This window comes from Bradyrhizobium sp. USDA 3315, from assembly GCF_054056795.1.
This window is the reverse complement of record NZ_JBSRYP010000001.1, coordinates 575,061-590,982: the sequence shown is the minus strand read 5'-3', so window position 1 is coordinate 590,982 and position 15,922 is coordinate 575,061. Positions and strand designations below refer to the sequence as shown.

14 protein-coding genes are annotated in these 15,922 nt (G+C 64.6%); 9 read left to right on the top strand and 5 right to left on the bottom strand.

The features are described 5' to 3' along the window. Positions 1–93: 93 nt before the first annotated feature. Positions 94–270 (bottom strand): hypothetical protein, encoded by a 177-nt coding sequence (locus ACVIYL_RS02615; protein WP_018269760.1) that lies wholly within the window; start codon positions 268–270, stop codon positions 94–96. Positions 271–629: 359 nt separating this feature from the next. On the opposite strand from ACVIYL_RS02615, the gene ACVIYL_RS02610 reads away from it, so the two are divergent. Continuing rightward, positions 630–1,592 carry an alpha/beta fold hydrolase gene (locus tag ACVIYL_RS02610; RefSeq protein WP_456777652.1) on the top strand — a complete coding sequence of 321 codons (963 nt, stop codon included), beginning with the start codon at positions 630–632 and terminating at the stop codon, positions 1,590–1,592. Positions 1,593–1,703: 111 nt separating this feature from the next. Further along, positions 1,704–3,440 carry a ubiquinone-dependent pyruvate dehydrogenase gene (poxB, locus tag ACVIYL_RS02605; protein ID WP_456777651.1) on the top strand — a complete coding sequence of 579 codons (1,737 nt, stop codon included), beginning with the start codon at positions 1,704–1,706 and terminating at the stop codon, positions 3,438–3,440. A gap of 90 nt (positions 3,441–3,530) precedes the next feature. Here the strand turns inward: poxB and cycA are convergent, their stop codons facing one another. After that, on the bottom strand, positions 3,531–3,923 hold the full coding sequence (gene cycA / locus ACVIYL_RS02600; protein WP_018269764.1) for a cytochrome c-550 CycA: 393 nt from the start codon (positions 3,921–3,923) through the stop codon (positions 3,531–3,533). A 235-nt stretch (positions 3,924–4,158) separates the two neighbouring features. On the opposite strand from cycA, the gene ACVIYL_RS02595 reads away from it, so the two are divergent. Beyond that, a complete protein-coding gene (locus ACVIYL_RS02595; protein WP_456777650.1) occupies positions 4,159–5,652 on the top strand; it encodes an FAD-linked oxidase C-terminal domain-containing protein in 1,494 nt (497 codons plus the stop codon). 97 nt (positions 5,653–5,749) lie between these two features. Here the strand turns inward: ACVIYL_RS02595 and ACVIYL_RS02590 are convergent, their stop codons facing one another. Continuing rightward, on the bottom strand, positions 5,750–6,163 hold the full coding sequence (locus ACVIYL_RS02590) for a hypothetical protein (protein WP_310883275.1): 414 nt from the start codon (positions 6,161–6,163) through the stop codon (positions 5,750–5,752). A 320-nt stretch (positions 6,164–6,483) separates the two neighbouring features. Between ACVIYL_RS02590 and ACVIYL_RS02585 the strand changes: the two genes are divergently transcribed. Next, positions 6,484–7,629, top strand: coding sequence for an acyltransferase family protein (locus tag ACVIYL_RS02585; protein ID WP_456777649.1), 1,146 nt, complete (start codon positions 6,484–6,486; stop codon positions 7,627–7,629). A 143-nt stretch (positions 7,630–7,772) separates the two neighbouring features. On the opposite strand, the gene ACVIYL_RS02580 is transcribed toward ACVIYL_RS02585, so the two are convergent. Then, positions 7,773–8,255 (bottom strand): putative quinol monooxygenase, encoded by a 483-nt coding sequence (locus tag ACVIYL_RS02580; RefSeq protein ID WP_225162242.1) that lies wholly within the window; start codon positions 8,253–8,255, stop codon positions 7,773–7,775. Between the two features lie 397 nt (positions 8,256–8,652). On the opposite strand from ACVIYL_RS02580, the gene ACVIYL_RS02575 reads away from it, so the two are divergent. The 5 genes from ACVIYL_RS02575 (at position 8,653) to ACVIYL_RS02555 (ending at position 13,977) form a co-directional block, all read left to right on the top strand. Next, positions 8,653–9,273 carry a hypothetical protein gene (locus ACVIYL_RS02575; RefSeq protein WP_253636008.1) on the top strand — a complete coding sequence of 207 codons (621 nt, stop codon included), beginning with the start codon at positions 8,653–8,655 and terminating at the stop codon, positions 9,271–9,273. A 152-nt stretch (positions 9,274–9,425) separates the two neighbouring features. Continuing rightward, positions 9,426–10,664, top strand: coding sequence for an FAD-binding protein (locus ACVIYL_RS02570; RefSeq protein WP_456777648.1), 1,239 nt, complete (start codon positions 9,426–9,428; stop codon positions 10,662–10,664). After that, positions 10,661–11,977 (top strand): glycolate oxidase subunit GlcF, encoded by a 1,317-nt coding sequence (glcF, locus tag ACVIYL_RS02565; protein ID WP_456777647.1) that lies wholly within the window; start codon positions 10,661–10,663, stop codon positions 11,975–11,977. Before ACVIYL_RS02570 ends, glcF begins: the two co-directional genes overlap by 4 nt. A gap of 199 nt (positions 11,978–12,176) precedes the next feature. Continuing rightward, positions 12,177–12,587, top strand: coding sequence for a histone (locus tag ACVIYL_RS02560; protein WP_456777646.1), 411 nt, complete (start codon positions 12,177–12,179; stop codon positions 12,585–12,587). Positions 12,588–12,981: 394 nt separating this feature from the next. After that, positions 12,982–13,977, top strand: coding sequence for a TorF family putative porin (locus ACVIYL_RS02555; RefSeq protein ID WP_057018099.1), 996 nt, complete (start codon positions 12,982–12,984; stop codon positions 13,975–13,977). A gap of 172 nt (positions 13,978–14,149) precedes the next feature. On the opposite strand, the gene ACVIYL_RS02550 is transcribed toward ACVIYL_RS02555, so the two are convergent. Then, entirely contained in the window at positions 14,150–15,895 is a 1,746-nt protein-coding gene (locus ACVIYL_RS02550) for an ABC transporter ATP-binding protein/permease (protein ID WP_310879632.1), read from the bottom strand. Between the last annotated feature and the right edge of the window lie 27 nt (positions 15,896–15,922).

The window sequence follows — 15,922 nt, the reverse complement described above, 5'->3', positions numbered from 1 at the left end:
GTGCGATTGATCGCGATCGTGGGGCGATGGCCGCGAATGGACACGTTGCTCGCGAGCTTGATGCTTGCTCGCGGTCCGGTCCGGCGCAGGAGGCTAGTGCAAGAACTTGCCGCGGGACGCGGTGTCCTGGGCTACGGCAGCATAGAATTGCTGAAGCTCCGCCTCCAGGTGCTCATTCACCAGCAACAGTGCCTTCAGGGCGCCGCGCAGGTCGCCATTGCAGCTCGCCACGATCTGATCGATGGCCGCATCGCTAGGGTCGGAAATCATGGTACTCCTCCGATTACTTCCCGTTGAACTCGTCATGCGGACGCCGGTTCCTGTGGATACCGTGTACAAACCAGGAAGCGTTCCAATGGCGTCCCGGTTTCGATGAAGCCTCGCGTCTGATGGCGAAATTGCCACCGCCAATCTATGAAATGACTAATGACGCAGGTATGAACCCGCTATCCACAGGCTGGGCGCATTGTGGACAACTCCGCGCCGGGGCGCGAGCCGGATAATCGACAATTGGCTTTCCGAACAAGAGCATGCCCTGGCAGGGGGCACATCCGCGCGAAACCTGATTTCGGCTTCGTCGTAATTGTCAGGTGCCCAATCAGGTGCCTAAGACCTTTCGGATCCCCTCGATGTTGACCGCAATCATTGCGCTGGCGGTCGCAGGGCTGGCCCTGGCGCTGGTGACACAGCTCGGCGCCCTGCTGATCCAGCGGGCCTTCCCGCCGCAGGGGCGAATGATCGATGTGGCCGGGGCGCGGCTGCATGTGGTCGAACTCGGCCCGCGCGATGCGGTCGGGCCGCCGGTCGTGATGCTGCATGGTGCAAGCTCCAATCTCCGCGCGATGCAGCCGCTCGGCGATCGCGTTGCCAAAGCGCGCCGGGTGATCCTGATCGATCGGCCGGGTCACGGCTGGAGCACCCGCGCGCGCGTCGCGGATTCGACGCCCGCGATCCAGGCCCGGATGATCGTGGAGGCGCTGACCAGGCTCGGCGTCGAGCGGGCGATCGTGGTGGCGCATTCCTGGGCCGGCGCACTCGCCTTGCGCATTGCGCTGGATCATCCGGACCGCGTCGCCGGCCTCGTGCTGCTCGCGCCCGTCGCCTATCCGTGGCGCGGCGGCGCCGGACGCTACAATGATGCGATCTCGACACCTTTGATCGGACCATTGCTTGCGCACACGATCACGCTGCCGCTCGGTTTCCTCGTCGCCAATTCGGCTACGCGCGGCGTGTTCGCGCCGCAGCCGGTGCCGGCTGATTTCGTCCGCGACAGCGAGTCGTTGCTCCTGCTGCGTCCGCGCGAGTTCATCGCCAATGCGCGCGACCTCGTCACGCTGAAGGCGGCCGTTGTCGAACAGGCCCCGCGCTATGCCGAGATCAGGGCGCCGCTGTCAATCATTTCGGGCGACGTCGACAAGACGGTCTCGACCGGCATCCACTCGCGGCCGCTCGCCGCATCGGCGCCGAACGCGAAGCTGACCGTGCTGCCGGACACAGGCCACATGGTGCAGTACGTCGTGCCCGATCTCGTGGCGTCCGAGATCGAGACGATGGCCGGCCTGATGGTGCGGGACGCGGTGACGGCGCAATAGCTGCCGCGCCTTTGCGCCGCGCGAATGTGATCCGGCAAGGCTTGCGCCGCCGCGTGGCGCCGAACATCATGCGGCCCACGCGGTTTCGGATTGCAGCAAAGGACACCTCTCATGCGGATCGACAACATTGCCGACCTCATCGCTGAAACCCTTGCCCAGGCCGGCGTCAAACGCATCTACGGTGTCGTCGGCGACAGCCTCAACGGCCTGACCGAGGCGTTGCGCAAGCGCGGCACGATCGATTGGCTGCATGTGCGTCACGAGGAGGTGGCCGCGTTCGCCGCCGCCGCCGAATCCCAGATCACGGGCGCGCTCGCGGTGTGCGCGGGCTCCTGCGGCCCGGGCAATCTGCACCTCATCAACGGCCTGTTCGACGCGCATCGCAGCCGCACGCCGGTGCTGGCGATCGCGGCGCAGATCCCGTCGGCCGAGATCGGCGGCGGATATTTCCAGGAGACGCATCCGCAGGACCTGTTTCGCGAATGCAGCCATTATTGCGAACTGGTGTCGGATCCGGCGCAACTGCCCTACATGCTGGAGAACGCGATCCGCGCCGCGGTCGGCAAGCGCGGCGTCGCCGTATTGGTGCTGCCGGGCGACGTCGCGATGCGGACGGCGCCGAAGCGCGACATCGCGCCGAATGCCGGCTTGCTGCCGCCGGCGCCGGTGGTGCGTCCGGCCGACACCGAGTTGAACGCGCTGGCGGCACTGCTCAACGGCGCGCGACGTGTCACGCTGTTCTGCGGCCGCGGCTGCGCCGGTGCGCATGACGGCTTGATCAAGCTTGCCGAGACGCTGAAGAGCCCGATCGTGCACGCGCTCGGCGGCAAGGAATATGTCGAATACGACAACCCCTATGACGTCGGCATGACCGGCTTCATCGGCTTTTCCTCCGGCTATGCCGCCATGCACGGCTGCGACGTGCTGCTGATGCTGGGCACCGATTTTCCCTACAAGCAGTTCTTCCCGACCGGCATCAACATCGCGCAGGTCGATATCCGCCCCGAAAATCTCGGCCGCCGCTGCAAGCTCGATCTCGGCATCGTCGGCGAGGTCGGCGAGACCATCGCCGCGCTGCTGCCGAAGCTCCATGTGAAGACCGACCGCAAGCATCTCGATGCCAGCCTCGCGCATTACAAGGACGCCCGCGCCGGGCTCGACGATCTCGCCCGCGGCAAGCCGGGCCAGAAGCCGATCCATCCGCAATATCTGGCGCGCCTGTTGAGCGAGCAGGCGAGCGAGGATGCGGTGTTCACCGCCGACGTCGGCACGCCGACGATCTGGGCCGCGCGTTATCTGAAAATGAACGGCCGCCGCCGTCTGGTCGGCTCCTGGGTCCATGGCTCGATGGCCAATGCGATGGCGCATGCGATCGGCGTGCAGGCGGCGCAGCCGGGACGGCAGGTGGTGTCGATGTCTGGCGACGGCGGCTTCGCCATGCTGATGGGCGATTTGATCACGCTGACCCAGGCCAAGCTGCCGGTGAAGGTCGTGATCTTCAACAACAGCGTGCTCGGCTTCGTCGCGCTGGAGATGAAGGCCGCCGGCTTCATCGAGACCGGGGTCGATCTGAAGAATCCGGATTTTGCGGCGATGGCCCGCGCCATGGGCATTCACGGCGTCAGGGTGGAGGATCCCGGCGAGCTCGAGGGCGCGATCCGCGACGTGCTCGCGCATGACGGCCCGGCCGTGCTCGACGTCGTGACCGCGACGCAGGAACTGTCGATGCCGCCGACCATCACGCTCGAGCAGGTAAAGGGATTCAGCCTGTGGGTGCTGCGCGCGGTGATGAGCGGCCGCGGCGACGAGGTGGTCGATCTCGCCAAGACCAATCTGTTGCCGCGCTGAAAGGGGATGGCGTTTCGAAGAAAGGCCATCCCCGTTCTAACGTCCGCCCCGGCATTGGCGCCGGGTGGACGGCGCGACCGATACCGCCGATTACTTCTGCTTGCCGTCCTTGTCGAACGAGGAGACGTAGGCCCAGAGGTTGTTGGCCTCGTTCTCGTTCTTGATGCCGGCGAATGCCATCTTGGTGCCGGGGATCTTGGCCTTCGGATCCTTGATGTATTCGAGGAAGGTTTCCTTGTTCCAGGTGATGCCGGAATTCTTGTTGGCATCGGAATAATTGTAGTCCGGCGCGGAGCCGGAATGGCGGCCGTCGAGGCCGTTGAGCTCGGGGCCGACCTTGTTCTTGGCGCCTTCGCCGATTGCGTGGCAGGCGAGGCATTTATTGAACGAGGTCTTGCCGGCGGCGGCATCCTGCGCCAGCGCGGAGGATGCGGAAGCCAGCGATGTGACGACCGCCAGCGCGCTCAAGGTCTTTAGGTTCATGGGGTTCTCTTCGTTTCGTCCCGGGAGGTAGTGATCGTTTGTGGCATGTCCGGCTTGGACAGGACAAGCCACGAAACTTTGACAGGTTTCGCGGCCGCCCGCTTGTCCGAGAGAGAACTCGCCATTGCGGGGTGGGGCAATCCGACCTTCGGCCGGTGCACTGAAACAGGTGCAGACGTGATTGATTTGTCGTAACAAATCGGCGAAGGGCAAAAGCCCAGCCGAGGGAACAACGATGTCCATCATGATGCCGGCGACCGACCAGGCCGTCCTCGCTCGCCGCGCCGAAATCGTGGCCGCCTTGCGCGCAATCGTCCCGGGCGAGGGCGTGATCGACAGCGCCGCCGAGATGCTGGCCTATGAATCCGACGGCCTGACCGCCTATCGGCAGCCGCCGATGGTCGTGGTGCTGCCCGATACCACCGAGCAGGTGTCAAAGGTGCTCAAATATTGCCAGGGCCAAGGCATCAAGGTGGTGCCGCGCGGCTCCGGCACCTCGTTGTCCGGCGGCGCGCTGCCGCTTGCCGACGGCGTGCTGCTCGGGCTCGGCAAGTTCAAGCGGATTCGCGAGATCGACTTCGAGAACCGCGTCGTGGTCACCGAGCCCGGCGTCACCAACCTCGCGATCAGCCAGGCGGTCGCCCATGCCGGCTTCTACTACGCGCCCGATCCGTCGTCGCAGATCGCCTGCTCGATCGGCGGCAATGTCGCGGAAAATTCCGGCGGCGTGCACTGCCTGAAATACGGCATGACCACCAACAACGTGCTCGGCTGCGAGATCGTGCTGATGAGTGGCGAGATCCTGCGCATCGGCGGCAAGTCGGCCGAGAATGCCGGCTATGATCTGATGGGAATTATCACCGGCTCGGAAGGGCTGCTCGGCGTCATCACGGAGATCACGGTGCGCATCCTGCAGAAGCCGGAGACGGCGCGCGCGCTGATGGTCGGCTTCGCCGAGGTCGAGGCGGCCGGCGCATGCGTCGCCCGGATCATCGGCGCCGGCATCATCCCGGGCGGCATGGAGATGATGGACAAGCCCGCGATCCACGCCGCGGAGGCGTTCGTTCACGCCGGTTATCCGCTGGACGTCGAGGCGCTGTTGATCATCGAGCTCGACGGCCCCCAGGTCGAGGTCGACGAGCTGATCAAGCGGGTCGAGGCGATCGCGCAAGGCTGCGGCTCGACCTCCTGCCAGATCTCGACCTCGGAGGCCGAGCGCAATCTGTTCTGGGCCGGCCGCAAGGCGGCGTTCCCCGCGGTCGGGCGCATCTCGCCGGACTACCTCTGCATGGACGGCACCATCCCGCGCGGTGCCTTGCCGAAGGCCCTGGCGCGGATCCGCGACCTCTCGGAGAAATACGGCCTCGGCGTCGCCAATGTGTTCCACGCCGGCGACGGCAATCTGCATCCCTTGATCCTCTACGATGCCAACAAGCCGGGCGAGATCGAGAAGGCGGAGGCGTTCGGCGCCGACATCCTGCGCTGCTGCGTCGAGCTCGGCGGCGTGCTCACCGGCGAGCACGGCGTCGGCATCGAGAAGCGCGACCTGATGCCGGACATGTTCACCGAGATCGACCTCAACCAGCAGCAGCGGCTGAAATGCGCTTTCGATGCCGGGGGCCTGCTCAACCCCGGCAAGGTGTTTCCGACCCTGCACCGCTGCGCCGAGCTCGGCCGTGTCCATGTCCACGCCGGCAAGCTGGCCTTCCCGGATATCCCGCGGTTCTAGAGCATGATCCGGAAAAGTGCGAAGCGGTTTTCCGAAAAGATCATGGTCAAACAAAGAGCTAAAGCGCGATGACGATTCAACCCGATCTCATCGCGCTTTAGTACCGTCTGAGTAGCCCCGACGCCGCGCCGCTATCGCCATAGGCGGCGCAGGCCCCTTCCGGGTCTCTGATCAACGCCGCCCGGACTCGCTTGAAGGTCTTGCCGGCCGCTTCGGACACCTCGGGGCGGAATTTGCGCGGATCGTAGTCATTGCCGTCGTGAGCCTTGATCGCCGCGTCGAACGCATTGATCATGGCCATCGCGGCGTCGGGGCTGCCGAGAAGTCTGGCGCCCGTTTGAACGCCGCCGGCACCATTGGCCTCATAGCCGGTGCATCGTTGTTCGAGCACCGCGGCTGCGGTCGCGAGCTGGTCGAGGAACGTCGTCTCGGCGTCGGTGAGCATCGCGGCACGCGCCTGTCCCGGCGCGATCATCGCGAGCAGCGCGATGGCCGTCAGTTTGATGAGCATCGTGGTGGTTCTCCCGGCGGACCCGCGATCAAATCAATGGTTGCCGAATGACGATAACAAGTCTGCTTCTAAGGCATCAGGAGCCACGTCGGCTATTGGGCCCCGAGGCCAACATGCGTGAGCGTGCGCCCAGAGCCACCAACGCGCGAGGGCCGGTCGATACAATTCGACGGATCGCCCTAGCCGGCCGATAACCTTAACCGATCCTTGCACGGTGGCCGGCGCCCGTGCGTCGCTGCAATTACAGCGCGGACCCATTTACACGGCCTTAGACTGTTGCTCGGTATTTTCCGCAGATGCACGTCTTCGGGAGCACATCGATGCCCAGCCTGGCCGATCAGCTGGCGCTTTCGCGCAATCGGCCCGCGGGTTTCGACTACATGCGGATCGCGCTGGCGGCGTCGATCATTGGCCTGCACAGCACGAACGTGACGCTCGGGCTCGGCCGCGCGCTAGAAATCCAGAGCACGCTGCGCATCGGCGTCGCGATGATCCTCGCGCTGTTCTTTGCCCTGAGCGGCTTCCTGGTGACCGCAAGCCTGCTCCGGTGCAAGAGTCTGATTTCCTTCCTCGGCCTGCGCGTGCTGCGGATCGGACCGGCGCTCGCGGTCGAAACCACGCTATCGGCAATCATCATCGGCTCGGTCTTCACCGAGCTGCCGTTGGCGCAATATGTCGCCGATCCGAAATTCCACGCCTATTTTCTCAATATCGTCGGCGACATCCATTACGAGCTGCCGGGCGTATTCCTGCACAATCCGCTGCCCGATCTGGTGAACGCCCAGCTCTGGACCGTGCCGTACGAGCTGTGGTGCTACGTCATCCTGGCGCTGCTCGCCGTGCTCACGATTTGCTTCAACCGGGTGGCGTTCCTGGGGTTCATGGTGATCGCCCAGATCGGGCTCATCGTCTACGACATCTGGCGCTGGGACGAGGTGCCGATCCAGCTTCGCCCGCACCTTCTGGTGTTCTGCTTCCTTGCCGGCGTCGGCTTCTACCTCTGGCGCGACAAGGTGCCGTTCAACCGCACGCTGTGCCTGCTGGCGCTGGTGCTGTGCGCCGCCGGCATGGCGACCGGGCGCGGCGACGCGCTGGCTCCCGTGCCGGCCGCCTATGTCGCCTGCTATCTCGGCCTGATGAATCCGCGGCGGAGCTGGATCGTCTCGTCAGGCGATTACTCCTACGGGCTTTATCTCTACGGCTTCGTCATCCAGCAATGCGTCGCCACCTTCGGCCCGCCGGTCCAGCACTGGTATCTGAACCTCCTGATCAGCCTGCCGCTCGCCTTCGGCGTCGCCGTCGTGTCCTGGCATCTCGTCGAGAAACGCGCGCTTCGGCTCCGAACCCAGGTCGAGAGCCTCGAGGCGGCGGTGCTGTCGCGGATCTCGATCGTCGGCTTCTGGCGCAGGCCGCCCGAGCGGGCCGGCTTGCGCGCAACGCTCGGCAACAGCGGCGCGTCGATCTGACCCGCGCCGGCGGGAAGGACGAGCTTCGGTTCTGATTGAATCAGAACCGAAGCTCTCGCTTCTTGTCTTGACGCGTTTTCTTCACGCGAACCGGGTCCACTTCGCTCGAAAACGCTCTAGCATCCTCCCCGCCCCGCTTTTCTTCACAGCAGCGCGTATTGCGACCGCTCGCGCTTGGCGAGCAGCGGCAGCGCCTGCTCCGCGATGTAGGTCTTGAAAGCCGCGCTGTCCTGGTGTGCCTTGAACGCGGCTTCGTCCTGGAACAATTCGTAGAACAGGAATTGCGCCGGATTATCCTTGCCGCGGCCGATCAGGAACAGCTTGGTGCCGGGGTCCTTCTGCGCCTCGGGCAGGAAGCCGTCGAGGATTTCCGCCACCTTGTCGGCCTGTCCCTCCTTGGCTTCCCATTGCGCCACAACCAGAAGGCCTGACGTGTTGATCGCGTCGCTGATGGTTCTCGTGCTCATCGCATAGTGCTTCATTGGCATTCCTCCATTGCTGTGCTCCGATCGAGCTTGCGATCCGGCCCAGGGCGAGACGCCGGCGATCGCCATGATCGCGAACGAGCCGATGGCCGATCGTCGGGTGAGGATCATCGTCGTGGTCGAAACTTCCGAACGTTTCATGTTCGCCTCCAGATGATTCGCGCCAACCGTCCTGCCGGCCGAACCGCAACGCGAGAGGTAGTGGATCGTTCGGCGAACCGAGTTCGGCGATGATCGAAATGTCGATGTTGTGAAAACAGTTCGGCAATGATCGAAGTGTTGCAGCAGAGACCGCACGACGCGATTTTCCCGATATCGGCGCTTGCCACGCTGCGACGCATGGAAGCATCGCGCTAACGGCGGCTTAAGTCGCCTGTCGTACAGTTCCGGCATGGTCAAGGTCACAGACATCGGAGGCCTCGAAGGGCGTATGTGCGGTCATCTGGCGGCCAGCCTCTGCGCATTCTTTGCCGGACCCGGCTGCGATGGTGCCGGCCAGAAAGGCGGCTTCATCGCGCGCACCTGCCCGAGCGACTGGGTGGCCGCCGAGCAGGCGCTGCTCGACGTCGGCGTGATGCATGTCGAGCCGGTCGGAGCCGACGACGCCGTGACAAGGGCCGTGTTTTCGATGAATGCGGCAGAGATGCCGGATTTCCTCGCTGCTTCGATTGGCGACGGCGACCCGCGTATCGTGCAAATCGTGCAGTCCTTTGTCGCCATCGCCTGCGGCGGCTACAGCCGGGACGTCCTGTCGGACCAGCGCGACTGGTTCGAACCTCCTCCCGGATACGCGACGGCGATGAAGTGGCTCGCACGCCACGGATACGCCGAACGGGAGCAGCACGCGTTCCGCTGGACCGACAGGATCGGGCCGGCGATGCGCGCCAGCCAGATATGGAACGATCAAGACCGATCCGTCGAGGCAAGCGAACGCATCGAGCGCGATGCCGAGTGTGAGCTGATCTGGTCGACCATGCCGGACACGCTCAAGCGGGGGGTCAAATCAGGCCGGGTCAGCTTCTTCGATTTGGTCAAGGCGCTGGCGCTCGGATGGAGGGACGGCCGGTGGCGCGCCCACAGAGGTGACGAGCCCTTCGAACTCTCGGGCCAAACTCTCCTGGCGCGGCGAATTTTTGAGCTGGCGGGACGTTCCGAGTAGGGCAGCCTGACCGCGGTTTCCATGCCTGCCGGATGGCGCCAAGCCCCGGCCGCCGGGCCCTTCCGTCGGGATTACGAGGTCGGCTTGCCGCATTCAGACGTTCGTTCGGTGCGCATTTGATTTCGGCGCGAAATTTCGTTACCGCCTAGCGTGTGGATACGCTCAGGGTCAGAGACGCAAAAGACGTCGAGGAAGTGGTGCGCGCGGCGGTTGCCAGCGAGCAGCCGCTTGAGGTCATTGGACATGGATCGAAGCGCGCCATCGGCCATCCGATGGCGACCAATGCGCTGCTCGACGTCTCGGCGCTGAATGCGGTCACCTCCTATGAGCCGAACGAACTGATCATCACCGTGCAGGCCGGCGCGCCGCTCGCCGACGTGCAATCCCTGATCGACGCCAAGAACCAGCAATTCGCCTTCGAGCCGATGGACACGTCTGTGCTGCTCGGCACCGCGGGCGCCGGCACGATCGGCGGCATGATCGGCGCCGGACTGGCCGGTCCCCGCCGCATCAAGGCCGGTGGTATCAGGGATCATCTGCTCGGGGCGCACGCGGTGTCCGGGTTTGGCGACAGCTTCAAGACCGGCGGGCGGGTGGTGAAGAACGTCACCGGCTACGATCTCTGCAAGCTGCTGACCGGTTCCTGGGGCACGCTCGCGGTCATGACCGAGGTCACGCTTAAGGTCATGCCGAAGCCGGAAGCCGAACGGACGCTGCTGCTGCGCGGGCTCGACGACGTCACCGCCAACAAGGCGATGACGGCGGCGCTGGGTTCGCCCTTCGACGTCTCCGGCGCCGCGCATCTTCCGGGTTCGGCGTTGCGGACCGGGGGCGGTGCGCTCGCCGGCCTCGCAGCCTCAGGCCATCCGGTCACGCTGGTGCGGCTGGAGGGGATTTCGGCGTCGGCGGCACATCGGGCGGCCTCGCTGAGCCAGACGCTCTCGTCCTATGGAACGGTCGACAGCCTCGCCGACGATGCGTCGGCCGCAATCTGGAGCGCGCTGCGCGACGTGGTGCCGTTCGCGGCGAACGGCGCGCTCGCAGCCTGGCCGGTGTGGCGTATCGTTTGCCCGCCGGCCTCTGGCGGCGCGCTGGGCCAGGCGTTGTCGCGCGCCACTGGCGGCGACGTGATCTACGACTGGGGCGGGGGGCTGATCTGGGCCGCGCTGCCGCCGGGCGCCGACGCCCAGGCCGCGCTGGTCCGCGGCCAGGTCGAGGCCATCGGCGGACACGCCACCCTGATCCGCGCCGCCGAGGATGTACGCCGGGCGGTCGATGTGTTCCAGCCGCAGGCGGCCGGGCTTGCCGCGCTCGGTGAACGGGTCCGGGCGAGCTTCGATCCTAGGTCCGTCCTCAACCGCGGCCGGATGATGCGAGGCGGGGCTGCATGAAGACCGAGTTTTCCCTGGCGCAGCTCGCCGATCCCGACATCAAGGAAGCCGACAAGATCCTGCGCGCCTGCGTGCATTGCGGCTTCTGCACCGCGACCTGCCCGACCTATGTGCTGCTCGGCGACGAGCTCGATAGCCCGCGCGGCCGCATCTACCTGATCAAGGAGATGCTGGAGAAGGACAAGCCGCCGACGGCCGACGTGGTCAAGCATATCGACCGCTGCCTGTCGTGCCTCGCCTGCATGACGACCTGTCCGTCGGGCGTGAACTATATGCACCTCGTCGACCAGGCCCGGGTCCGGATCGAGCGGGATTACCAGAGACCGCTGACCGAGCGGCTGCTGCGGTGGGTACTCGCCCTCGTGCTGCCGCGGCCGGGCCTGTTCCGGATCAGCATGATCCTGGCCGGGCTCGCCCGTCCGTTCGCCGCATTGCTGCCGACGCCATCGGTCGGTGCGTCGAGCCCGGGTCTGCTGCGGCGGATCAAGGCGATGCTGGCGCTCGCGCCGCGCGGCCTGCCGCAACCGGGGCCGGCTGCGGGAACCGTGTTTGCGCCGATCGGCCGGCGGCGCGGCCGGGTCGCGCTGCTGCAGGGCTGCGCCCAGCAGGTGCTGGCGCCACGCATCAATCAGGCCGCGATCAATGTCCTGACCAGGCACGGCGTCGAGGTGGTGCTGGTCAAGGACGAGCAATGCTGCGGCGCGTTGACCCATCACATGGGACAGGACGGCGACGCGCTGGCGCGCGCGCGGGCCAACATCACAGTGTGGCAAAGGGAAGCGGACCAGAACGGGCTCAACGCCATCCTGGTGACGACCTCGGGCTGTGGGACAGTTGTCAAAGACTACGGCTACCTGCTGCGCGAGGACAAAACATTCGCGGAGCCGGCCAAGCGAATCTCGGCGCTGGCAAAGGATATCACCGAGTATCTCGCTGGCCTCGAGCTCGCGCCTTCAACGCAGAAAGGCGACGTCACCGTCGCCTATCACTCGGCTTGTTCGTTGCAGCATGGACAGAAAATCACTCAACTTCCGAAAGAATTGCTTTCCAAGAATGGATTCGTGGTGAAAGATGTGCCCGAGAGCCATTTGTGTTGCGGTTCGGCGGGGACCTACAACATTCTCCAGCCCGACATTGCGAGCAGATTGCGCGATCGCAAGGTCGCCAATATTGCGCTTGTCAAACCGGACATGATCGCTGCGGGCAATATTGGCTGCATGGTTCAGATTGCCGGCGGTACGTCAGTTCCTGTGGTGCACACGATTGAGCTTCTCGATTGGGCGACAGGAGGTCCCCGGCCAGGATTGAATTGATCGACTGCCACTCGAGCATGATCCGGACCTCAGCCTTGCCCTGACGCAACGTGAAGGACCGGCGCTTCCTTGCCACAGACGCGAAGCGATCGCGCGGCCATCATGCCCGGGTGCCTCTCTTCGAGGTGCAGCCAACGTCCGGCAAGCGATCACTTCAATGCGCCCGGTGGACTCAGATAGCGGCAACAGGAGGACCACGATGGCGAAGTCGAAGAAGGCGAAGAAAAGCAAGAAGGCCAAAAAGGCCAAGAAGGTGGTAGCGGCGAAGAAGAGGTCCGCGAAGAAGTCGGCCAAGAAGGCTGCGAAGAAATCCGCCAAGAAGGCTGTAAAGAAATCGGCGAAGAAGTCGGCCAAGAAAGCTGCAAAGAAAACGGCAAAGAAAGCCGCCAAGAAGGCTGCGCCGAAGAAGGCTGCGAAGAAAGCCGCTGCCAAGAAGAGCGCGCCGAAGAAGGCCGCTGCTCCGAAGAAGGCTGCCGCGCCGAAGCCGGCCGCTCCGGTCGCAGTACCCCCGGCGCCCGAGCCGCAGCCGGCGCCGAGCTGGGCCACACCGAGCCACGAACCGGCGCCGGGCTGGATTGCGGGGTCGGCCGACGGCGGCGAGCACCACTAAGCCGCTGCCACATTGCCGAGGTTCAACTGATCGAAGCCGCAGCGCGCAACGCTGCGGCTTCTTCCGTAGGTGCGACGACAATCCGTGCTTTTACGGGCACGGCGATTCGCACCGAACGCTCTCGCGCCGAGCCGACTGTTGCCGTTTCCCTGTCCGAATGACCCGTTCAACCGGTGCGGGAGCAGCAGTCTTGTGGTGCAAATGCAACACCCGCAAGTCAACATGCGGCAAGATGGCTAGAACGCCTAAAAAGGCGGCACATGCATGTCTTTTTGGCTTCACGGTACCGTGCACGGGCCTCAGATTGATCCACGCGATTTAGTTGCAGTCCGTTAGCGCGCGCCCTGGGGGCCACCGGAGCTGGGCTGTCTGGAAAAGTTAGATGGGGATCGTCATGAAGAAACTGGCTTTGTTAGCAACGGCGCTAGCAATGATTTCGAGCTCGGCAATGGCAGCTGACATGGCGGTGAAGGCCGTCAAGGCGCCGCCGCCGGCTCCGTTCGACCCGTGGGACATCGCCTTTGGCGCTGGCATCATGAGCGACTACATCTTCCGCGGCGTCACCCAGTCCAACCACAATCCGTCGGTCACTGCCTATTTCGAGCCGCGCTACAACGTCAGCAAGGATCTGCAGCTCTACGTCGGTACGTCGACCGAAAGCATCTCCTTCGCTAATCGCGCCGCGGCTGAAGTCGACGTCTACGGCGGTATCCGCCCGACCTTCGGCGCCTTCGCCTTCGACATCGGTGTCTGGGGTTACCTGTATCCGGGCGGGACCTGCTACTACGGCGGCGGTGCCGTGGCCGACTTCGCAGGCAATCCGCTGAGCGCCGATTGCCAGGCCAACACCCTCACCAACCTCGCCGTCATGAAGAAGGACGTGTCGTTCTTCGAAGTCTATGGCAAGGCGACCTGGACCATCAACGACAACTGGGCGTTCACCATCAACGAATACTACTCGCCGAACTTCCTCAACACCGGCGCCTGGGGCAACTACTCCTCGATCATCGGCAAGTACACTGCGCCGAGCACCGTGTTCGGCAGCAGCGGCGTCGGCATGTACGTGTCGGGTGAGTTCGGCCGGCAGTGGCTCGGCACCTCCGACAGCTTCTACGGCGTCCCGGCGTTTCCGAACGGCATCAAGTATGCCGACTACAACACCTGGAACATCGGCATCGGCTTCACCTACAAGGTGTTCACGCTCGATCTGCGCTACTCCGACACCGACATGTCGAAGGGTGATTGCAGCGCCTTCACCAGCGACTTCACCGCGGGCGGAACCACGGCCGTCACCCCGATCAATCCGGGTGGCACGAGCTCCAACTGGTGCGGCGCGGCCGGCATCGCCAAGCTCTCGGTCGACCTGACCGCGATGTCCAACCTGAAGTAATCTCTCCTCCGGGGATCGAGGGGCGGCAGAGCAATCTGCCGCCCTTTTTGTTTTGGCCGGATAGGTCTAATCGGCACAGGGCGGACAATAGCTAAAGGCGCTCGCGAGACCTGTGGGCTGCCCCCGCCGGGGTTAGCCGCAAGCCGTGGCCGCCGCTGCCCCCTAATGCCGCTTACGACGCGGCGACCTTGACCGCGTCGCGCAGGGTGAAGCGGTCGCCGTCGCGGACCAGCGTGACATTGCGCTGATGGAAGGTGTCGAGCGTCGAGCGGTGGCCGATCGAAACCACCGTGGTGCCGGGCAACTTCTCGGCAACCAGCCTGTACAGCGCGGCTTCCGCCGGTTCGTCGAGCGAGGCCGTCGCCTCGTCCAGGAACAGGAACTGCGGCGCATGCAGCAGCGCCCGCGCGATGCCGAGCCGCTGCTGCTCGCCGAGCGACAGCATCCGGTTCCAGTGCGCCTGTTCCTCGAGCCGCGACGCAAGCTGCGGCAGTCCGACGGCGGTGAGAACCTCGCGGACCCGTCCCGCATCGAATTGCCTGGCCTCGCCCGGATAGACGACGGCGTCATGCAGCGAGCCGATCGGCAGATAGGGACGTTGCGGCAGCATCATCAGGCTGGCATTGGCCGGGATCTCGACCGCGCCATCGCCGAACGGCCAGATCCCGGCGATCGCGCGGAACAGTGTCGACTTGCCGGCGCCCGAGGGGCCGGTCATCAGCGTGCGCTCGCCCTTGCGGAAGCCGAACCGGTCCGCGTTCAGCAGCGGCGTGCCGTCCGGCAGCCGCAGCACCAGATCCTGCAGGCTGACGGCGCCGTCGCCCGGCGTCGCCGTGACATGAATTCGGTCGTCGCGCTTGGCGAGGTTTGATGCCGCCGCGATCCCTGCCTCGAATCCATCGAGCCGGTTCACCACGGCCTGCCATTCGGCCAGTTGACGATAGATGCTGACGAAGTACGAGAACGCGCCCTGGACGTTCGAAAACGCCGATGCGGTCTGCATCATGCCGCCGAGCTGGATCTTTTGCGCAAAGTAGGCCGGCGCCACCAGCACATAGGGGAAGATCACCGAGGCCTGATTATAGCTCGCCGTGAACGCGGTGATCTTCTTGGTCCGGTTCATGAGGGCGATCCAGTTCTCCACCACGCGTCCGAAGCGAACGCGCAGGCGCTCGCGCTCGGCCGGTTCGCCCTGCAGCAGCGCGATCTGCTCGGAGTTTTCCCGCACGCGCACCAGGTTGAAGCGGAAATCGGCTTCATATTGCTGCTGCTTGAAATCGATGCCGACCAGCGGCCAGCCGATCAGATGGGTCAGCACGGTGCCGAGCACCGAGTAGATCAGCGCGCACCAGACAAGGTAGCCGGGAATTGAATATTCCGTACCGAACAAATGCAGCGGTGCCTCATTGGAAAGGCCCCACAGCAGGGTGAGAAAAGACGCCAGCGTGACGACCGAGCTCAACAGGCCGAGGCCGAGCGTGAGCGTGCGGTCGACGAACAGCTTGACGTCGTCGGTCATGCGCTGGTCGGGGTTGTCGGCCGCGTCGCCCTGCAGCTGCATCCTGTAGTGATTGGCCTGATGCAGCCAGTCCCCGAGATAGTGTGTGGTCATCCATTGCCGCCAGCGGATCTGCAGCCATTGATTGAGGTAGAGCTGGTAGACCGCCAGCAGGATGAAGAACGCGACGACGACGCAGAAATAGATGATCTCGCTGACGAAGGAATCCCAATTGCGTTCCTGCAGCGCGTTGTAGAAGCGGTTGTTCCACTGCGTGATCAGAACGTTGATGCCCACGATCGCCAGTTCGATCGCGATGACCGCCGCAAGCAGTCCCCGGCCGGCCCATTTGTCCTCGGAGTTGAAATAAGGCGAGGCGATGCGCCACACCGTCGCGAGCGTCGAGCGAATGTTGTTCACAGATTATCGTCTCCGGGGAAGGGGCCG

Excerpts from the sequence above, each read along its gene's own strand:
- ACVIYL_RS02615 (WP_018269760.1), bottom strand. The coding sequence starts at position 270 with ATGATTTCCGACCCTAGCGATGCGGCCATCGATCAGATCGTGGCGAGC.
- ACVIYL_RS02610 (WP_456777652.1), top strand. The coding sequence starts at position 630 with ATGTTGACCGCAATCATTGCGCTGGCGGTCGCAGGGCTGGCCCTGGCG.
- poxB (WP_456777651.1), top strand. The coding sequence starts at position 1,704 with ATGCGGATCGACAACATTGCCGACCTCATCGCTGAAACCCTTGCCCAG.
- cycA (WP_018269764.1), bottom strand. The coding sequence starts at position 3,923 with ATGAACCTAAAGACCTTGAGCGCGCTGGCGGTCGTCACATCGCTGGCT.
- ACVIYL_RS02595 (WP_456777650.1), top strand. The coding sequence starts at position 4,159 with ATGTCCATCATGATGCCGGCGACCGACCAGGCCGTCCTCGCTCGCCGC.
- ACVIYL_RS02590 (WP_310883275.1), bottom strand. The coding sequence starts at position 6,163 with ATGCTCATCAAACTGACGGCCATCGCGCTGCTCGCGATGATCGCGCCG.
- ACVIYL_RS02585 (WP_456777649.1), top strand. The coding sequence starts at position 6,484 with ATGCCCAGCCTGGCCGATCAGCTGGCGCTTTCGCGCAATCGGCCCGCG.
- ACVIYL_RS02580 (WP_225162242.1), bottom strand. The coding sequence starts at position 8,255 with ATGAAACGTTCGGAAGTTTCGACCACGACGATGATCCTCACCCGACGA.
- glcF (WP_456777647.1), top strand. The coding sequence starts at position 10,661 with ATGAAGACCGAGTTTTCCCTGGCGCAGCTCGCCGATCCCGACATCAAG.
- ACVIYL_RS02560 (WP_456777646.1), top strand. The coding sequence starts at position 12,177 with ATGGCGAAGTCGAAGAAGGCGAAGAAAAGCAAGAAGGCCAAAAAGGCC.
- ACVIYL_RS02555 (WP_057018099.1), top strand. The coding sequence starts at position 12,982 with ATGAAGAAACTGGCTTTGTTAGCAACGGCGCTAGCAATGATTTCGAGC.